Source organism: Mesorhizobium sp. M8A.F.Ca.ET.181.01.1.1 (assembly GCF_004792025.1).
Taxonomy (GTDB): Bacteria; Pseudomonadota; Alphaproteobacteria; order Rhizobiales; family Rhizobiaceae; genus Mesorhizobium.
In genome coordinates, this window is record NZ_SRTV01000006.1 from 52,503 (window position 1) to 71,362 (window position 18,860).

14 protein-coding genes are annotated in these 18,860 nt (G+C 64.1%); 9 read left to right on the plus strand and 5 right to left on the minus strand.

From position 1 onward, the window contains the following. Nucleotides 1-81 precede the first annotated feature (81 nt). The 6 genes from EN824_RS21275 (at nucleotide 82) to EN824_RS21300 (ending at nucleotide 6,390) form a co-directional block, all read left to right on the plus strand. Nucleotides 82-1,041, plus strand: a complete 960-nt coding sequence (locus tag EN824_RS21275; RefSeq protein ID WP_135932675.1) for an N-acetylmuramic acid 6-phosphate etherase — start codon at nucleotides 82-84, stop codon at nucleotides 1,039-1,041. A 2-nt stretch (nucleotides 1,042-1,043) separates the two neighbouring features. Continuing rightward, on the plus strand, nucleotides 1,044-2,303 hold the full coding sequence (locus EN824_RS21280; RefSeq protein ID WP_127871134.1) for an ABC transporter substrate-binding protein: 1,260 nt from the start codon (nucleotides 1,044-1,046) through the stop codon (nucleotides 2,301-2,303). A gap of 235 nt (nucleotides 2,304-2,538) precedes the next feature. Beyond that, nucleotides 2,539-3,468 carry a sugar ABC transporter permease gene (locus tag EN824_RS21285; protein ID WP_127275355.1) on the plus strand — a complete coding sequence of 310 codons (930 nt, stop codon included), beginning with the start codon at nucleotides 2,539-2,541 and terminating at the stop codon, nucleotides 3,466-3,468. Between the two features lie 10 nt (nucleotides 3,469-3,478). Further along, the gene (locus EN824_RS21290) at nucleotides 3,479-4,318 is read left to right on the plus strand and encodes a carbohydrate ABC transporter permease (protein ID WP_135932676.1); all 840 of its coding nucleotides are present in this window, start codon (nucleotides 3,479-3,481) and stop codon (nucleotides 4,316-4,318) included. Continuing rightward, nucleotides 4,315-5,376, plus strand: a complete 1,062-nt coding sequence (locus EN824_RS21295; RefSeq protein WP_135932677.1) for a Gfo/Idh/MocA family oxidoreductase — start codon at nucleotides 4,315-4,317, stop codon at nucleotides 5,374-5,376. The genes EN824_RS21290 and EN824_RS21295 overlap by 4 nt, the downstream gene beginning before the upstream one ends. A gap of 15 nt (nucleotides 5,377-5,391) precedes the next feature. Beyond that, complete coding sequence (locus EN824_RS21300) at nucleotides 5,392-6,390, plus strand: ABC transporter ATP-binding protein (protein WP_135932678.1); 999 nt, start codon at nucleotides 5,392-5,394, stop codon at nucleotides 6,388-6,390. A gap of 167 nt (nucleotides 6,391-6,557) precedes the next feature. Here EN824_RS21300 and EN824_RS21305 read toward each other — a convergent pair whose 3' ends face one another. The 5 genes from EN824_RS21305 to EN824_RS21325 form a co-directional block, all read right to left on the minus strand. Next, a complete protein-coding gene (locus tag EN824_RS21305; RefSeq protein WP_127275359.1) occupies nucleotides 6,558-7,403 on the minus strand; it encodes a fumarylacetoacetate hydrolase family protein in 846 nt (281 codons plus the stop codon). A 210-nt stretch (nucleotides 7,404-7,613) separates the two neighbouring features. Continuing rightward, a complete protein-coding gene (locus EN824_RS21310; RefSeq protein WP_135932679.1) occupies nucleotides 7,614-8,345 on the minus strand; it encodes an SDR family oxidoreductase in 732 nt (243 codons plus the stop codon). Nucleotides 8,346-8,518: 173 nt separating this feature from the next. Then, nucleotides 8,519-10,891, minus strand: coding sequence for an aldehyde dehydrogenase family protein (locus EN824_RS21315; RefSeq protein WP_135932680.1), 2,373 nt, complete (start codon nucleotides 10,889-10,891; stop codon nucleotides 8,519-8,521). Nucleotides 10,892-10,950: 59 nt separating this feature from the next. Next, on the minus strand, nucleotides 10,951-11,997 hold the full coding sequence (deoC, locus tag EN824_RS21320) for a deoxyribose-phosphate aldolase (RefSeq protein ID WP_127275362.1): 1,047 nt from the start codon (nucleotides 11,995-11,997) through the stop codon (nucleotides 10,951-10,953). A gap of 207 nt (nucleotides 11,998-12,204) precedes the next feature. Then, the gene (locus tag EN824_RS21325; protein WP_135932681.1) at nucleotides 12,205-13,032 is read right to left on the minus strand and encodes a ferredoxin--NADP reductase; all 828 of its coding nucleotides are present in this window, start codon (nucleotides 13,030-13,032) and stop codon (nucleotides 12,205-12,207) included. 220 nt (nucleotides 13,033-13,252) lie between these two features. Here EN824_RS21325 and EN824_RS21330 point away from each other — a divergent pair, with 220 nt between their 5' ends. The 3 genes from EN824_RS21330 (at nucleotide 13,253) to EN824_RS21345 (ending at nucleotide 18,601) form a co-directional block, all read left to right on the plus strand. Further along, on the plus strand, nucleotides 13,253-15,337 hold the full coding sequence (locus EN824_RS21330) for a hydantoinase/oxoprolinase family protein (RefSeq protein ID WP_135932682.1): 2,085 nt from the start codon (nucleotides 13,253-13,255) through the stop codon (nucleotides 15,335-15,337). Nucleotides 15,338-15,602: 265 nt separating this feature from the next. Further along, nucleotides 15,603-17,300, plus strand: a complete 1,698-nt coding sequence (locus tag EN824_RS21340) for a hydantoinase B/oxoprolinase family protein (RefSeq protein WP_135932683.1) — start codon at nucleotides 15,603-15,605, stop codon at nucleotides 17,298-17,300. A 185-nt stretch (nucleotides 17,301-17,485) separates the two neighbouring features. After that, on the plus strand, nucleotides 17,486-18,601 hold the full coding sequence (locus EN824_RS21345; RefSeq protein WP_135932684.1) for an aminomethyltransferase family protein: 1,116 nt from the start codon (nucleotides 17,486-17,488) through the stop codon (nucleotides 18,599-18,601). The last annotated feature ends 259 nt before the right edge of the window (nucleotides 18,602-18,860 follow it).

An 18,860-nucleotide genomic window follows, 5' to 3' on the forward strand; every position in this document is an offset into this window, starting at 1 on the left:
CGATTCCCTGTCCGCGAATTCGTTAATGCGTGTGGACAAGTGGTATTTTTTTGGTATTGTTTGTGGATTGGAGGAACTGGGATGGCCGAAATGCGCACCGAAGCGCTGCATGGGAATGCCGAGGGGCTGGATATCCAGGCGCCCGAAGCGATCCTCGGCTCGCTGGCCGATGCGCAGGTCGAGGCCGCGAAAGTGGTCCGCAACGCCATTCCTTCCATCGCCAGGGCAGCCGAGATCATTGCCGGCTGCCTGAGCAGCGGCGGCAAGCTTGCCTATGCCGCGGCCGGCAGCTCCGGCCTGATGGCGCTGGCCGACGCGCTGGAACTGCCGGGCACGTTCGGCATCCAGCGCGACCGCATTGCCATCCTGATCGCCGGCGGCGACGAAGCATTCAAGACACTGGCCGGCGGGCCGGAGGATGATACGGAGGAGGCCTCGACCGCGGTCGCCAATGCCGGCATCGGCGCGGGCGATTGCCTGATCGCGCTTTCCGCCAGCGGCACGACCCCCTACGCGGTGCGCGCCATCGAGGATGCGCGGCGACGGGGTGCCGTCACCATCGGCATTGCCAACAACAGGGGTTCGGCTCTGCTGCGGCAGGCCGACACCGCCATCCTGCTCGAAACCCCGCCGGAAGTCATTGCCGGCTCGACCCGCATGGGTGCCGGCACGGCGCAGAAGATCGCGCTCAACATGCTGTCGACGCTGACCGCCATTCATCTTGGTCATGTTCATGACGGCTACATGGTCAACCTCATGGCCGACAACATGAAGCTGCGCGACCGGGCGGCGCGCATCGTCGCCGCCGTCAGCGGCCGCGGCCAGGAAGAGGCCGCCAGCCTGCTCGAAAAGAGCGGCGGCGCGGTCAAGACCGCCATTTTGCTTGCCGCCGGCGCCGACAGCGCCGACGCGGCCGAGAAACTGTTGGAAGGGACCGGCCAGAAGCTGCGGCCGGCGCTTTCAGCAATCGAGGGGAGCAAGGGGCGCAACGCCTCTGTTCTCATCAAAACGGAACCTGAAAAAGGTCAACAGGGAGACTGAGCATGACAACGAAACTACTGACGGCACTGCTTCTGGGCACAAGCATTCTCGGCTCGGCCGGGCTGGCTCACGCCGAGGACGTAACGCTCAACATCGAAAGCTGGCGCGGCGACGACCTCGCCATCTGGAAGGACAAGCTGATCCCGGCCTTCGAAGCCAAGAACCCCGGCATCAAGGTGGTGTTCGCACCATCGGCTCCGACGGAATATGATGCCGCGCTCGGCGCCAAGCTCGCCGCCGGTTCGGCGGGCGACCTGATCACCTGCCGCCCGTTCGACAAGTCGCTCGAACTGTTCAAGAAGGGCAACCTTGCCGATCTCTCGGCGCTGCCCGGCATGGAAAACTTCTCGCCCGTCGCCAAGTCCGCTTGGCAGACCGATGACGGCAAGGCGAGCTTCTGCGTACCGATGGCCTCCGTCATCCATGGCTTCATCTACAACAAGGACGCCTTCGACAAACTCGGCATCAAGGTGCCGCAGACCCGCGACGAATTCTTCGCCGCGCTCGACAAGATCAAGGCCGACGGCACCTACATCCCGATGGCGATGGGCACCAAGGACCTGTGGGAAGCCGCGACCATGGGCTACCAGAATATCGGCCCCAACTACTGGAAGGGTGAGGACGGCCGCGCGGCACTGATCAAGGGCGATCAGAAGCTGACCGACAAGGACTGGGTCGCTCCTTATGAGGAACTGGCCAAGTGGAAGCCTTATCTGGGCGACGGCTTCGAGGCTCAGACCTATCCGGACAGCCAGAACCTGTTCACGCTCGGCCGCGCCGCCATCTACCCGGCCGGCTCGTGGGAAATCGGCCTGTTCAACACCCAGGCCCAGTTCAAGATGGGCGCCTTCCCGCCGCCGGTCGAGAAGGCGGGCGACACCTGCTACATCTCGGACCATACCGACATCGGCATGGGCCTGAACGCAGCCTCCAAGCACGCCGACGCGGCCAAGACCTTCCTGTCCTGGGTGGCTTCGCCTGATTTCGCCACCATCTATGCCAACGCGCTGCCGGGCTTCTTCAGCCTGAACTCCGCGCCGGTGAAGATGGAAGACCCGCTGGCGCAGGAATTCGTCTCCTGGCGCGGCAAGTGCAAGTCGACGATCCGCTCGACCTACCAGATCCTGTCGCGCGGCACGCCGAATCTCGAAAACGAGACCTGGGTTGAATCGGCCAACGTCATCAACGGCACCGATACGCCCGAAGCCGCGGCCAAGAAGCTGCAGACCGGTCTCGACAGCTGGTATCATCCGGCGAAGTAAGAGCTCAGGCAACGGAGCCGGCTGGGCGCATGCCCGGCCGGTTCCGGACTACCTGGCAGTTCAGATAGCGATTGTCGGCATCGCCTCTCGGCCTTACCCTTGCTCTTGTTGGGGAAGGCTGGCTGACCAGTCGCAGGCTTTGTTGTTGCCTCACCGGCAAGAACATTCGGGCCGTGCATCGAGGCGTCATCTAGCATCATATCGTCTGAACCGAGAGACGGCGGGGACCGAACTCATGGCCGCACAAACACGACCGAAAAGACCGTTCCGCTGGCATATCGCCGTCTTCCTGGCGCCGGCGGTGCTCGTCTATACGGCGATCATGATCCTGCCGCTGGCCGGCACGCTGCAGCTCTCGCTGTTCCGCAACGTTGACCAGTCCCAGGTCTTCGTCGGCCTGGACAATTTCCGCACCCTGTTCGGCGACCCCAACTGGTCGGTCAATTTCTGGAATGCGCTCAGGAACAATGTCTGGTTCTTCATCATCCACATGCTGGTGCAGAACCCGGTCGGCGTGCTTTTGGCCGCCCTCCTGTCCAGCCCGAAGCTTCGGTTCTCGGCCTTCTACCGCACGGCGATCTTCGTGCCGACCATTCTGTCCTTCGTCATCGTCGGCTTCGCCTGGAAGCTGATCCTGTCGCCGCTGTGGGGCGTGGCGCCGCATCTGCTCGATTTCGTCGGCCTGAAAAGCCTGTTCACGCCGTGGCTCGGCAAGGAGCAATACGCGCTGACCGCGCTCAGCCTGGTGTCGGTATGGCAGTTCATCGGCATCCCGATGATGCTGATCTATGCCGCCCTGCTGTCGATCCCCGACGAGGTGATCGAGGCGGCTGAATGCGATGGCATCACCGGACTGTCGCAGTTCTGGAAGATCAAGCTGCCGCTGATCCTGCCGTCGATCGGCATCATCTCGATCCTCACCTTCGTCGGCAATTTCAACGCCTTCGACCTGATCTACACGGCACAAGGCGCGCTCGCCGGGCCGAACTATTCCACCGATATTCTCGGCACCTTCCTCTACCGCGCCTTCTTCGGCTTCCAGCTGCAGGTCGGCGACCCCAACATGGGCGCGACCATCGCCACGATCATGTTCCTGATCATCCTCGGCGGTGTCTGCGTCTACCTCTTCCTCATCCAGACGCGCCTGCGTCGCTACCAGTTCTGAGGGGCAAGAGATGAGCATCGCCACCCGTTCACTCCCCCGCACCATCGGCGCCCACGCGATCCTGTTGACCTACACGGTGATCGCGCTTTTCCCGGTGGTTCTGGTGATCATGAATTCGTTCAAGTCGCGCGCCGGCATCTTCGGCGCGCCGCTGACGCCGCCGACGCCGAAAACCTTCGACCTGATCGGCTACACCACGGTGATCGGCCAGGGCGATTTCATCCATTATTTCCAGAACAGTCTCGTCGTCACCGTCGGCTCGCTGTTCTTCGTGCTGCTGTTCGGCGCCATGGCGGCGTTCGCGCTGTCGGAATACCGCTTTCGCGGCAACACGCTGATGGGGCTTTACCTGGCGCTCGGCATCATGATCCCGATCCGGCTGGCCACCGTCGCCATCCTGCAATTGATGGTGGCGAGCGGGCTGGTCAACACGCTGACGGCGCTGATCCTGGTCTACACCGCGCAAGGCCTGCCGCTGGCCGTCTTCATCCTGTCGGAGTTCATGAAGCAGGTTTCCGACGACCTGAAGAATGCCGGCCGCATCGACGGCCTGTCGGAATACACCATCTTCTTCCGCCTGGTAGTGCCGCTGGTGCGGCCGTCAATGGCTACGGTCGCCGTCTTCACCATGATCCCGATCTGGAACGATCTGTGGTTCCCGCTGATCCTGGCGCCGTCCGAAGAGACCAAGACGGTGACGCTCGGCGCGCAGCTCTTTCTCGGCCAGTTCGTCACCAACTGGAACGCCATCCTGGCCGCGCTCTCGCTGGCGATCCTGCCGGTGCTGATCCTCTACGTCATCTTCTCGCGGCAGCTGATCCGCGGCATTACTTCCGGAGCCGTCAAGTGAGTTCAGAAAGACCCCTTCGTGTCGTCGTCGCCGGGCTCGGCAATATGGGGCGCAGTCACGCGCTGGCCTATCACACCAATCCAGGCTTTGAGATCGCCGCCCTGATCAACCGTTCCGACGTGCCGTTGCCGGAGGGGCTGTCCGGCTATGGCATCAGACGCTCCTTCGACGACGCGTTGCGTGACGAAAAACCCGACGTCGCCTGCATCGCCACCTATTCCGACAGCCATGCCGACTACGCGGTGAAGGCGTTCGAGGCGGGCTGCCATGTCTTCGTCGAAAAGCCGCTGGCAACGACGGTGGCCGACGCCAAGCGCGTCGTTGCCGCCGCCAAGGCCAACGGCAAAAAACTGGTGATCGGCTATATCCTGCGCCATCACCCGTCCTGGATCAGGCTGATCGCCGAGGCGCGCAAGCTCGGCGGCCCCTACGTGTTCCGCATGAACCTCAACCAGCAATCCTCAGGGCCGACCTGGGAGACGCACAAGCAGTTGATGCAGACGACCTCGCCGATCGTCGATTGCGGCGTGCACTATCTCGACGTCATGCTGCAGATCACCGACGCCAAGCCGGTCGAGGTGCGCGGCATGGGCGTGCGGCTGACCGACGAGGTCGCGCCCTCCATGTACAATTACGGCCATCTGCAGGTGCTGTTCGATGACGGTTCGGTCGGCTGGTACGAGGCCGGCTGGGGTCCGATGATTTCCGAGACGGCCTTCTTTGTGAAGGATGTCATGTCGCCCAAGGGCTGCGTGTCGATCGTCATGAAGGAGGGCGTGAAGTCCGACGACATCGACACCCACACCAAAACCTCGACCATCCGCCTGCACAGTGCGGCGACCGGCACGGACGGCAAGTTCCTAAAGCCGGACGAGATGCTGTCGATGGAAGGCGAACCCGGCCATCAGGACTTGTGTGATCTCGAACAGGCTTTTGTCCTCAAGGCAATTCGCGAGGACCTGGACCTGACCCGCCACATGGACGATGCGGTGCGGTCGCTCGCCGTCTGCCTTGCCGCCGACGAGAGCGTTCGCAGCGGCGCAGCCGTCAAACTCTAACGACAGGAAGAAGCCGTGGGCTCGCTAAATATCGAGAATGTGAAAAAGGCCTTTGGGCCGGTCGAGGTGCTGAAGGGCATCGATCTCGAAGTGACGGATGGCGAGTTCGTCGTCTTTGTCGGCCCTTCGGGTTGCGGCAAGTCGACCTTGCTCCGGGTCATCGCCGGGCTGGAGGATTCGACCTCGGGCCGTGTGCTGATCGATGGCGAGGACGTCTCCGTCACGCCGCCGGCGAAACGCGGCATCGCCATGGTGTTCCAGACCTATGCGCTCTATCCGCATCTGACGGTGAGAAACAATATGGGCCTCGGCCTCAAGCAGGCGAACACCCCTGCGGCGGAGATCGACCGCCGCATCGGCATCGCCTCGTCCATGCTGTCGCTGGAACCGTACCTGGAAAGGCGGCCGGCGGAGCTCTCCGGCGGCCAGCGCCAGCGCGTCGCCATCGGCCGCGCCGTGGTGCGCGAGCCGAAACTGTTCCTGTTCGACGAGCCGCTGTCGAACCTCGATGCCGCGTTGCGCGTCAACACGCGGCTGGAAATCGCGCAGTTGCACCGCCGCCTCAAGGCGACGATGATCTACGTCACCCACGACCAGGTCGAGGCGATGACGCTGGCTGACAAGATCGTCGTGCTCAACGCGGGAAAAATCGAGCAGATCGGCGGCCCGATGGAGCTCTACAATTCGCCGGCAAACGAGTTCGTCGCCGGCTTCATCGGCTCGCCCAAGATGAATTTCGTCGACGGCGCCCGCCTCGGCGAGACAGCCAAGAGCATCGGCGTGCGGCCGGAGCATCTGACCGTCGATCCGAAATCCGGCGCCTGGAAGGGCACGGTCGTCCATGCCGAGCATCTCGGCGCCGACACCAATCTCTATCTCGACTGCGAGAAGGCCGGGCTGATCACCGTGCGGATTTTCGGCGTCTACGACGCGGAACCCGGCGCCACGCTTTATGCGACGCCCGATCCGGGGAGGACCTATCGGTTTGGCGCTGATGGGAAGGTGCTGAAGTAGTGTTTCAGCGTAGGTCGGCGCTGCCCCTCACCCTTATCCTCTCCCCGTGAAAAACTGGGAGAGGAGGTCGCCAACGCTGGAGCGCTTCCCTTCTCCCCGTTACTATACGGGGAGAAGGTGCCGGCAGGCGGATGAGGGGCGGCGCAAGCTTCGCAAGGATCGCTGACTTAAACGTCAGCCCTAAACGTCTGCTTCTGCTGCCCCAAGCCTTCGATGCCCAGCTCCACCACATCGCCAGCCTTGAGAAACACCGGCGGCTTCATGCCCAGGCCGACGCCGGGCGGGGTGCCCGTCGAAATAATGTCGCCGGGGTGCAGCGACATGAACTGGCTGAGGTAGGAGACGAGATAGGCGACGCCGTAGACCATGGTCTTGGTCGAGCCGTTCTGCATCGTCTTGCCGTTGACGGTCAGCCACATTTTGAGATTCTGCGGGTCGGATACTTCGTCCTTGGTCACCAGCCACGGGCCGGTCGGACCGAACGTGTCGCAGCTCTTGCCCTTGGTCCACTGGCCCTGGCGCTCGGCCTGGAAGGCGCGTTCGGACACGTCATGTGAGACGCAGTAACCGGCGACGTAGTCGAGCGCATCGGCTTCGCTGACATACTTCGCGGTCTTGCCGATGACCACGCCGAGCTCGACTTCCCAGTCGGTCTTCTCCGAGCCGCGCGGGATCAGCACGTCATCGTCGGGGCCGACGATGGCCGAGCTTGCCTTCATGAAGATGATCGGCTCCGGCGGCACGGTGGCGCCGGTTTCGGCAGCGTGGTCGGAATAGTTGAGGCCGATGCAGATGAACTTGCCGGTACCGGCCACGCAGGCGCCGAGCCGAGGCTTGCCGGAAACCGCCGGCAGCGACTTCGCATCGAGCTTCGACAGCATGTCGAGCGAGGCCGGATGAAGCGTGGTGCCGGCGATATCGGCGACATGGGCGGAGAGATCGCGGATCGTTCCATCCGCATCGAGCAGGCCGGGACGTTCGCTTCCCACCTCGCCATAGCGCAGCAGTTTCATGCATCTTCTCCTGATTGCGGCCTCGCGGCCGTTCTACAAACTCTCCGCCGAGGCATCAGCCCTTTCGGAACCGGGCGGACCCTAGCCACCGGCCTGCTTCACGACAAGCGCAGGCAGCCTGTTTTGACAGCCGGCGAGCGGGATTTTCAGACTTCCCGATCCTTCGCCAAACCCGATCGCCCGGTGCCCGCGATTGTCTCCGGGCAGCGCTCAGATCGACCAGCCGCCGTCGATATTGTAGGCCTGCCCCGATGTGTAGGTGGCGCCGCCCAGGTAGACGGCGAGATCGGCAATCTCTTCCGGCGTGCCGAGCCGGCCCATCGGCTGGCGGGCGATGAAGGCGGCACGCGCGGCATCGTAGTCGCCCTGCGCGTGCATGCGGTCCTCCAGCGAAGGGCTCTCGACCGTGCCGGGGCAGATGGCGTTGCAGCGTATGCCCTTGCCGACATAGTCGGCCGCGACCGCCTTGGTCAGGCCGATGACCGCGGCTTTGCTCAGGCCATAGACGAAGCGGTTCGGTACACCCTTGGTCGAGCTCGCCAGCGAGGCCATGTTGATGATCGATCCGTCGCCGCGCTCCAGCATGCCCGGCAACACGGCGCGGATGGTGCGGACCATGGCGCGAACGTTGAGGTTGAGCGCGAAATCGAGGTCGCCATCCTTCATCTCGAGGATCGAGCCGGAATGGACGAAACCGGCGCAGTTGAACAGCACGTCGACACGGCCGATCTCGGCGAAGGCCGAGTTGACCGCCTCGTCATTGAGGACGTCGACCCTGCGCGTCTTGATGCCGGAGGTCTTGGCGAGTTCCGCCAGCAGCGTCTCGTTGATGTCGGTGGCATGGACGGTGGCGCCAGCCTTGGCGAAGGCCAGCGCGCTTGCCTTGCCGATGCCTTGCGCCGCCGCCGTGATGACAACGACCTTGCCTGCCAGATCCGCCATATCTTTTCCTCGCCTGCTTGGGTCAACTGCCTTTATCGGCGGCCGGCGAAGGCGTCATGTGCCAGTCAGGCGCTATCGTGCGGCCTGTGCCAGTTCACTGATAAAGATGTTTTTTCTCGTTAAAGAACATGCGTCCGGGCGTCAAGCCCGAACGCGATCACCAAGTGCGAACATCAGTCGCCGTAAGGCACCCAGACATTCTTCACCTCGATGGCGCGGCGCAGCAAGGCGTCACCGGCGGCTTCTTCCGAGGCCCAGTCGAGGCTGCGGCCATTGCCGCTCCAGACGCGCTTGAGGTTGCCGACGGAGTCGGCTTCCGCCTTGGCGCAGGTGTCGGCGTCGGCAAACAGCCAGAGCCCGTCGACGTCGTCATGCTTGGCCAGCACGCCTGCAAGCTCCGCCGTGCGGCCGGTAACGATGTTGATGGCGCCGGCGGGCACGTCGGAATATTCGATGACCTGATAGAGATCGGTGGCCAGCAGCGGGTGGCGTTCCGACGGCACGGCCACCACCGTGTTGCCCATGGCCAGCGCCGGCGCGACCAGCGAGATGAAGCCGAGCAAGGGCTGATTGTCGGGCGCGACGATGCCGACGACGCCGACCGGCTCATGCAACGCCAGCGTCACGGCACGCGCCGGCGGCTGGTGCACCCGGCCCTCGAACTTGTCGGCGAGGCCGGCGTAGAGGAAAAGCCGTTCAATCGACTGTTCGACCTCGTCCCGCGCCGCCTTGGCGTTGGCCCCGGTCAGTTCGGTGAGGCGGGCGGCAAACTCGCCGGCACGGCCGGAAAGGTTCTCGGCCAGGTAATAGAGCACCTGGGACCTGTTATAAGCGGTTGCCTCCGGCCAGGCCTTGCAGGCGCGCGCGGCGGAAACGGCGTCACGGATATCCTTGCGGTTGCCGAGCCCGACTTCGCCGGCAAGCTTCCCCTTGGCGGTGGCGACGGCAATCGAATAATTGCCGTCAGGCCGCACCTGCTTGCCACCGATGAACAGCTTGGCCGTGCGATCGATGGCTGAGCCATCCGCCTGTTCGACGGGCTGAGCGGACGACGTCGCCAGCTTGATGACCGGACCGAGCGGCAATTTTGCAGAGAGATATTCGAACATGCCCTCGCGCCCGCCCTCGCGGCCGAAGCCGCTCTCGCGATAGCCGCCGAAGCCGCAGGCGGCGTCGAACATGTTGGTGCCGTTGACCCACACCACGCCGGCCTTCAACTGTGGCGCGACATGGAGGGCGAGGTTGACGTTCTCGCTCCACACCGAGGCGGCGAGCCCGTAGCGCGTGTTGTTGGCGAGCTCGATCGCTTCCTCGGTGTTGCGGAAGGTCATGGTGGCGAGCACCGGCCCGAACACCTCCTCCTGGGCAAGGATATTAGCCGGCGAAACACTCGTTGCCAGCGTCGGCAGGTGATAATAGCCCGAGGACGGCAGCGCTGCATCCGGTTGCCAGCAGACGGCGCCCTGCCGGGCACCCTCGGCGATCAGTCCCTTGACGCGGTCGAGCTGGGTCAGGTCGACCAGCGGGCCGATATCGGTGTTCTTGTCGAGCGGGCTGCCGACTCGCAACCGGCTCATCCGCGTCTTGACCTTGGCGATCAAGGCGTCGGCGATGCCTTCCTGTACCAAGAGGCGCGAACCGGCGCAGCAGACCTGGCCCTGGTTGAACCAGATGCCGTCGACGAGGCCTTCGACGGCGCTGTCGAGATCGGCGTCCTCGAAAACGATGAAGGCCGATTTGCCGCCAAGTTCCAGCGACAGTTTCTTGCCCGAGCCGGCGGTGGCCTTGCGGATGATCTTGCCGACCTCGGACGAGCCGGTGAAGGCGATCTTCTGGATGCCGGGATGGTTGACGATCGCCGCTCCTGCTTCCGGGCCGCCCTGGACGATGTTGACGACGCCCTTCGGGACGCCGGCGCGTTCGCAGATCTCGGCGAACAGGATTGATGTGAGCGGTGTGAATTCGGCCGGCTTCAGCACCACCGTGCAGCCCGCCGCGAGTGCTGGCGCGATCTTCCAGGCCAGCATCAGCAGCGGGAAATTCCACGGGATGATCTGGCCGACGACGCCGACACCCTTGTGGCCAAGGAAATCCCTGTCCAGCGCCTGTGCCCAGCCGGCGTGATGGATGAAATGGCGGATCGCCAGCGGCACGTCGATATCGCGGCTCTCGCGGATCGGCTTGCCATTGTCGATTGTCTCAAGCACGGCGAACAGCCGCTGGTGGCGCTGCATGGCGCGGCCGATGGCGTAGAGCACCTTCGCGCGCTGGTAGCCCGAACTGGCGCTCCATTTCGGCAGCGCTTTCGTGGCCGCCGCGACGGCCGCGTCGATGTCGGCGGCGTTGGCGTCCGAAATCTTGGCCAGCAACTTGCCGGAAGACGGTTCGCTGGTCTCGAAAGTCTTGCCGCCGCTCGCCGCCTTCCAATCGCCGCCGATGAACAGCGCCTTGCCGAAATCGCGCGCCGCGAGCCAGGCATCAGCTTCATTGCGCGCCTCCGGCGCCGGGCCGTATTCCATGGCGTGATAGCGTTCGAGAATGTTCATCAGGCACTCCAGATAGTTGTCAGAGAAGGCATTCGGTTACGCCCCGCAAAACTCTGACGCTACGCCATCGCGTGGCGGTGATTGGCCGAATAATGCCCGGTCAGATGATGTTCGAGCTGCCGCTCGATGTCGGTGAGCAGGCTCGACGCGCCGAAGCGGAACAGCTCGGGCTCCAGCCATGGCCGGCCGAGCTCTTCCTTCATCAGCACCAGCCAGTCGAGCGACACTTTCGCGGTGGAAATGCCGCCGGCCGGCTTGAAGCCGATGAGATAGCCGGTTTCCTCGAAATAGGCCCTGATGGCGCGCACCATGGCAAGCCCGACGGGCAGCGTGGCGTTGACGCTTTCCTTGCCGGTCGAAGTCTTGATGAAATCGGCGCCCGCCATCATCGCCACCATGGAGGCCAGCATGACATTGCGCAGCGTGGCAAGGTCGCCGGTGCCCAAAATGACCTTCAGATGCGCGTCCCCGCAGGCGGCACGCATCGAGACGATTTCGTTGTAGAGCTCGCGCCACTTGGCCCCGAACACCAAGCCGCGCGGAATGACGACGTCGATCTCGTCGGCGCCGTCCTTTACCGAGGCCTCGATTTCCTGCAGGCGGGTCGATAGCGGCGCCAGGCCGTGCGGGAAGGCGGTGGAGACGGCGGCGACATGGATGCCGGTGCCGCGCACGGCGTCAACGGCCGTGGCAACGAAGGGATGATAGACGCAGACGGCGGCCGGCCGGATGGTTTCGCCCGCAATGCCGAGGCCTTCCATGATGTCGCGGCGCAGCGGGTTGATCGCCTTGGCGCAGAGCCGGCGCACGCGCTCCTCGGTGTCGTTGGAATTCAGTGTCGTCAGGTCCATGCAGGCGATCGCCCGCAGCAGCCAGGCGGCCTGGTTGTCGGCCTTGATCGAGCGCCGCTTGGTCAGGCTGACGACGCGGCGCTCCAGCGCCGAGCGGTTGACGCTGCGCACCGATTCCAGAAAACCGAGATCGAGTTTCAGGCCGGGATTGCGCGCGATGTGATGATCCAGCGGCACCGGCGTGTTGGCGGCGGCGCGTGCCGGCAGCGGCGTCACCTTGGTGCCAAGATCGGCTTCGCGGATTGTGCTGCTCATCTCCTGCCCTTTCATTCAGCGGCGTGCGCCTGATGTCTTGGCGCATCGTTCTCCCAAAGCCGTTCGACACTTTTGGGCGACACGCACGAAGATAGCCCGCGAAGCCGTGCTTCACGAGTCCTCAAGCGAGGGATAGCTGAAAAAGGCCGCGAAAGCAGCTGATTTTTGACCGGAAGGTCAAAACCAGGTTTTTGGGAGACCCGCGCCTCAGCCGACGAAGGCGCGCTCGACGACGAAAGTCGCGGGATGGCTGAGCGAGCCTTCCTGGAAGCCGAGGCTTTCTGCGAGTTCCTTGACGTCCTTCAGCATGTGCATCGAGCCGCAGATCATGATGCGGTCGGTTTCCGGATTGAGCTTCTCGATGCCGAGATCGCTGTAAAACTTGCCCGAACCGATCAGCGCGGTGATGCGGCCCATGCGCGCCGACTCTTCGCGTGTCGTCGAATTGTAGAGCGTGACGCGCCCGGCGGTCAGCTCGCCTATCAGCGGGTCGCTTTCCAGTGCCGCTACCAGTTCCTGGCCATAGATCAGCTCGGCATTGTCGCGGCAGGTATGGGTCAGGATAAGCTGGTCGAACTTCTCGTAGGTGTCGGGGTCGCGCAGCAGGCTGGCGAAGGGCGCGATGCCGGTGCCGGTCGAAATCATGAACAGGCGCTTGGCCGGGGTCAGCGCGTCGACGACCAGCGTGCCGGTCGACTTCTGGCGCATGATGACCGTGTCGCCGACCTGGATCTTCTGCAGTTCCGAGGTCAGCGGGCCGTCCGGCACCTTGATCGAGAAGAATTCCAGCTCTTCGTCCCAGGCCGGGCTGGCGACGGAGTAGGCGCGGTACACCGGCTTCTCGGCGTTGGGCAGGCCGATCATGACGAACTCGCCCGAGCGGAAGCGCAGCGACTGCGGACGGGTGATGCGAAACGAGAACAGCCGGTCGGTGTAGTGCTTCACCGAGACGACGGTTTCGGCATAGACATTGGCCGGAATCGGAAACTGCAGCGGGCGGGCTTCAGCGGTATTGAACGCGGGCGTGGTGTTCATCAATTCCAACCTTCTCGCCCAATTACAGACGCGGGCGCCAAACTTTCCCGTGTGCGCCCGAACCGTTCAGGTTCCGGCGTGCCTTGCACACACTGCGAAGCGGTAAGCTCTTGTGTCGAGAATTTATTAGTATACAAACGATATTTGCGTCAAGATGCCGCCGTAAAACACCTTTCCAAACTGCGGCATATCCGTAGTCCCAGCATTTCGGGTTTCGACAATGAAAGAGAATTTTTCGGTGCAGCCGCCGGATTCCCTGGGCAGCGTCGTCGCCGGCATCGATGTCGGCGGAACCTTCACCGACCTGCTCCTGATCGACGGCAAGGACGGCGGCAAGGTGTATCTGGCCAAGACCCCGACCACGGTCGACAACCAGGCCTTTGGCGTGGTTTCGGCGCTTGGCGCCACCGGCTTTCCGGTCGACGGCATCGATCTCATCGTGCATGGCACGACCACCACCACGAATGCGGTGCTGGAGCGCCGCCTGGCGAAAACCGGCATGATCACCACGCGCGGTTTTCGCGACGTGATCGAGCTTGGCCGGCGCACGCGGCCGCAGCCCTATGGCATGACGGGCACCTTCGTTCCGGTCATCCCGCGCAATTTGCGGCTGGAGGTGTCCGAACGCGTCGAGGCATCAGGCGCAATCCGCACGCCGCTCGACGAGGCCGAAATGCGCGATGCCGTACAGGCGCTGATCGCCGCCGGTTGCGAATCCCTCGTCATCCACTTCTTGCACTCCTACGCCAACCCTTCGCATGAGCGGCGGGCGGCCGAAATCGCCGCCGAATTCTGGCCGAACGGCTACATCACCACCGGCCACGCGCTGCTGTCGGAGGCACGCGAATTCGAGCGCGGGGTAACCGCCTCGGTCAATGCCTCGGTGCAGCCGATACTCGAGCGCTATGTCGAGCGGCTGCGCAAGGAATTGGCCGCGAGGGGCTATATCAGAGACTTCCTGATCATGAACGGCAATGGCGGCATGATATCGGCCCGCTTCGTCACACGTGAATCGGCAAAGACCGTGATGTCAGGCCCCGCCTCCGGCGTCATCGCCGCCGCCTATACGGGCAAGCGCGCCGGCTTCGAAAACCTCGTCACCTACGACATGGGCGGCACTTCGACCGACGTGGCGCTGATCCGCAACGCCGAGCCGGCGGTCTCGAACGAGATCGAGATCGAATACGCCATGCCGATCCATGTCCCGATGGTGGCGGTGCATACGGTCGGCGCCGGCGGCGGTTCGATCGCCCGCGTCGATGCGGCCGGACTGATCCAGATCGGCCCGGAAAGCGCGGGCGCCAATCCCGGCCCAATCTGCTACGGGCGCGGCGGCACCGAGCCGACCATCACCGACGCCAACCTGGTGCTCGGCCGGCTGGCGCCGAAGAAATTGCTGGCCGTCGACAATCCGGTCACAGCGGAGCGCGTGACCGGCATTTTCGAGGACCGGATCGGCAAGTCGACCGGCCTCTCCGGCGTCGAAGCGGCTGGCGCGGTGCTCAGGCTCGGCAATATGAAGATGGCCGGCGCCATCCGCATGGTATCCGTATCGCGCGGCCACGATCCCCGCGATTTCGCGCTGTTCGCCTTCGGCGGCGCCGGGCCGCTGCATGCGACGGCGCTCGCCCGCGAACTCGGCCTGCCCAAAGTGCTGGTGCCGGCACGTCCCGGCATCACCAATGCGCTCGGCTGCGTCGTCGCCGATCTGCGCCACGACTTCGTCAACACCATCAACCAGCCAGTGGCCCTGCTTGATGAAAGCCGGCTCCACCAAGTATTGGAACGGCACCGGAACGAAGGCGAGGAACTCATCGCCAAGGAAACGGTGAAGCCGGCAACGATCCGCGTCACCCACTCCGCGGACATGCAGTTCGTCGGCCAGACCCACATCATCAACGTGCCGTTGCCGTCCTCCTCGGTAACGCGAGCTGCATTGCAGGGCCTGTTCGAGAAAGCCTATTTCGCTCGCTTCAAGGTCGAGCTGCCCGAAATCCGCGCCAACCTCGTCAACCTCAACACCTCGGTCACCGGGATGCGCCCGGCGATCGACTTGTCACGCCTGATCGACCCGGCCGGGCGGGCAAAGACGCTGGAAGAGGCGCGGCGCGAAATCCGGCCGGTCTGGTATGGCGGACGCTGGCACGACACGCCGGTGTACATCAGGGAAAAGCTGCCGCTCGATGCGGTCATCGAAGGGCCGGCGATCCTCGAACAGATGGACGCCACCACCGTGCTCGAACCCGGCGACCGCGCGCGCTGCGACGCCGACGGCAACATCATCATCGATGTGGGCAAGGAATGATGGGAAATTCGTCTGTTAGTTTTCTGTCCTTTTACAGTCGGCCTCGCGCTGCCCTGCCGGGCACTTCTCCCCGTATAGTGACGGGGAGAAGGATGCAGCTGCGGCCTCGGCGCTTTTCATGCGACGTTGAAGGTGAGCGAAATCATCGGCGACGGCGTCTTTCTCCCCGTCACCATACGGGGAGAAATGTCCGGCAGGACAATGAGGGGCGGCGCGACGTCTCAGGCCTTCCATGTCCGGCCCCTGCCACGAGGATTACTGAGCAATGACCGGTCTCGACGCCATCACGCTTTCGGTTCTCCAGGCCGCCTTGCAGCAGGTCTGCGACGAGATGGACCTGACCTTTTCCCGCGCCGCCTTCTCGCCCGTGATCGCCGAGGCCAATGATCGCTCGGACGGCATCTATTCGGCCGTCGATGGCTCGCTGATCGCCCAAGGCAGCCAGGGCCTGCCGGTGTTCGTCGGCGTCATGCAATACTCGACCAAAACGGTCATCGAGATGATCGCCGACGGCCGCTGCCTGGCGCCGGAGCCGGGCGACATCTACATCGTCAACGACCCCTATCTCGGCGGCACGCATCTGATGGATGTGCGCTTCGTCATGCCTGTCTACCGCGCTGGAAAAATCTTCTGCTGGTTGTCCAACACCGGCCATTGGCCCGACATTGGCGGCTCAGTGCCGGGCGGGTTCTCGGCTTCCGCGACCGCCGTCGAGCAGGAAGGCCTGCGGCTGCCGCCGGTAAAGCTGTTCAAGAAGGGCGTGCTCGATCCAGAGATCTACGCCATCATCTGCTCCAACATCCGGGTTGCCGACCAGCGCATCGGCGACATCAGGGCGCAGGCCGCCGCGCTGCTGATCGGCCAGGATAGGCTCAACGGGATCCTGGATCGTTACGGAGATGAAACGGTTACCAAGGCGATCGCCGAACTGCGCCGACGCGCCGCCGAGCAGATGCGCGCCAACATATCCGCCATTCCCGACGGCACCTATCGCTCCAAGGCCTTCGTCGATTCCGACGGGGTGGTCAACGAACCGCTGACCATCGCGCTCGCCGTCGAGAAACAGGGCGATAGGCTGACCTTCGATTTCACGGGCTCATCAAAGCCCTGCGCTGGGCCGATGAACAGCGTGCTGGCGACGACCTTGTCGTCGGTCTATCTCGCCATGCGCCATATCTTCCCGGATGTGCCGATCAGCGCCGGCGCCTTCGAGCCACTCGAGGTCAAGCGGCCGGAAGGCACCTTCCTGGACGCAAAGTATCCGCGCCCGGTCTCGGGTTGCGCCGCCGAGGTCTCGCAGCGCATCGCCGAGGCGGTGTTCGCGGCCATGGTGCAGGCGCTGCCCGACAAGGTGACGGCGGCTCCCGCCGGCTCCAGCGGCAACTTCGCCTTGGGCGGCAGCGACCCCGCGCGCGGCCGCGACTATGTCATGTACCAGATCTCCGGCGGCGGCTATGGCGGCAATTCGGGCCATGACGGCCTCACCAATGGCTGCTCGACCATCGGAATTTCGAAATCGCCGCCGGTCGAGATCATGGAGCAGGCTTTTCCCGTGCTCTACCGGCACTATGCCTTGCGCGAAGGCTCGGGTGGCGCCGGCAAGCATCGCGGCGGTTTCGGCCTCGCCTACGAGGTCGAGATCCTGCGCGGCGAGGCGCGGGCCTCCTTCGTCATGGACCATGGCCGTTTCGGCCCGCAGGGCGCGCTCGGCGGTGGGGATGGCGAGCCCAACAGCGTGACCGTCTTCCGCGATGGCGTAGAACACATACCGCCGCACCTCTCCAAGGAGCAGGACATCCCGCTGAAGGCCGGCGACCGCGTGCGCGTCGGCACGCCGGGCGGCGGCGGCTATGGCGATCCGCGTGAGCGCGACCCGAAACTGGTCGCTCAGGATGTCCAGCTTGGCTATTATACAGCTGAGCAAGCCAAGCATCTGTTCGGGATCGAGGCACAAGGAAGCTGACCAAACTCGGATGAGCCGCCCCGCGCCGTGATCGCCGCATGACGTGTCGTTTCCGTCTCCGCCGGGAGCATGAAAGCCCGTAGATTTATCCGGTCAACGGAGATCTCGAACATGCGTCTTTTCGGTCGTTTCGTGCTTGCCGCTTCCGTCGCCCTCACCATCGCCACCGGCGCTGCTTGACTATCTTGGCTGAGCGGCGTTCCCCTTTCTACAGCAGCATCGTCGGGCTGGGCGCGACCATGGGCCGGGTCGGCGGCGATTTCATCTCGGCCAAATACTATTCCGGCATTGCCGACGAGCACCTGAACACCCGCGCCAATGTCGGCGTGCAGGACCTCAGCACCATGGGCAAGATGGACATCAAGGGTCCGGACGCCGAGGCGCTGGTCAACCATGTCATCGTCAACGACGCCGCGGCGATGAAACCGGGCAATGTCCGGTACTCCACCGTCTGCCGCGAGGACGGCGGCATCATGGACGACCTCACCGTGTTCCGGCTGGCGCCGGAGCATTTCATGCTGGTGACCGGCTCGGTCAACCGGCTGAAGATGCTGCCCTGGCTCCAGCATCATGCTGAGGGCCGCAAGGCCTATGTGACCGACATCACCGCGGCGGTCGCTTTCCCCACGATCCAGGGCCCGCGTTCGCGCGAACTCCTGAAGGCGCTGGTCGTGGAGGCCGATCTCGATGGCCTGAAGCGCTGGGCGTTCACCTCGGGCCGCATCGGCGAAACAAAGGTTATGATTTCCCGCACCGGCGTCACCGGTGAACTCGGCTTCGAACTGTTCGTGCCTGCGGACGAGGCGGCCTCCGTCTGGGACGCGCTGATGAAGGCTGGCCGGGATTTCGGCCTGAAACCCTATGGCGTGCTGGCCATGTTCACGCTCGGCCTGGAAAAGGCCTATCCGGCGCATGGCATCGACATGGACGAGAGCCGCACGCCGTTCCATGTCGGCCTCGACCGCTGGATCAAGTTCGACAAGGGCGATTTCGTCGGCCGCGAAGCGCTGCTCAAGATCCGCGACAAGGGCCTCGACGAGCGCTGGACCGGCCTGATCCTCGACGGCGACAAGCCGGCCGCGACGGATGCCAGGGTGATGGCCGACGGCGAGGATGTCGGCGTGGTCACCTATAGCGACCATGGCTATTCCCTCGGCAAGGTGCTGGCCACCGCGCATCTGCGGCTGCCCTTCACGGCCATCGGCACCGGGCTCAGCATCGCCATCGACGGCCAGCCCGTGCGCGCTGTGGTGGCGCCGATGCCGTTCTTCGATCCGGAGGGCGCGAGGTTGAGGGGCTAACCTGGTGTGTGCGCGTCCCACAGCGCCATAGCGGCCAATCCTCCGCGCTGCCCCTCACCCGCCTGCCGGCATCCTCTCCCCGTATAGTGACGGGGAGAGGGGCGCTCCGTCGCCGATTTCGCCAATCATCGGCGTTGCAAGAGGGGCGCCGGCGTCACGGCCAGCTTCTCTCTCCCCGTTCTACGGGGAGAGATGTCCGGCAGGACAGTGAGGGGCGGCGCCAACGCTAAGATTGTTTAGTCAGAAGGTTCGGCCGAAC

Excerpts from the sequence above, each read along its gene's own strand:
- EN824_RS21280 (WP_127871134.1), top strand. The coding sequence starts at position 1,044 with ATGACAACGAAACTACTGACGGCACTGCTTCTGGGCACAAGCATTCTC.
- EN824_RS21290 (WP_135932676.1), top strand. The coding sequence starts at position 3,479 with ATGAGCATCGCCACCCGTTCACTCCCCCGCACCATCGGCGCCCACGCG.
- EN824_RS21325 (WP_135932681.1), bottom strand. The coding sequence starts at position 13,032 with ATGAACACCACGCCCGCGTTCAATACCGCTGAAGCCCGCCCGCTGCAG.
- EN824_RS21275 (WP_135932675.1), top strand. The coding sequence starts at position 82 with ATGGCCGAAATGCGCACCGAAGCGCTGCATGGGAATGCCGAGGGGCTG.
- deoC (WP_127275362.1), bottom strand. The coding sequence starts at position 11,997 with ATGAGCAGCACAATCCGCGAAGCCGATCTTGGCACCAAGGTGACGCCG.
- EN824_RS21340 (WP_135932683.1), top strand. The coding sequence starts at position 15,603 with ATGACCGGTCTCGACGCCATCACGCTTTCGGTTCTCCAGGCCGCCTTG.
- EN824_RS21315 (WP_135932680.1), bottom strand. The coding sequence starts at position 10,891 with ATGAACATTCTCGAACGCTATCACGCCATGGAATACGGCCCGGCGCCG.
- EN824_RS21330 (WP_135932682.1), top strand. The coding sequence starts at position 13,253 with ATGAAAGAGAATTTTTCGGTGCAGCCGCCGGATTCCCTGGGCAGCGTC.
- EN824_RS21305 (WP_127275359.1), bottom strand. The coding sequence starts at position 7,403 with ATGAAACTGCTGCGCTATGGCGAGGTGGGAAGCGAACGTCCCGGCCTG.
- EN824_RS21310 (WP_135932679.1), bottom strand. The coding sequence starts at position 8,345 with ATGGCGGATCTGGCAGGCAAGGTCGTTGTCATCACGGCGGCGGCGCAA.
- EN824_RS21285 (WP_127275355.1), top strand. The coding sequence starts at position 2,539 with ATGGCCGCACAAACACGACCGAAAAGACCGTTCCGCTGGCATATCGCC.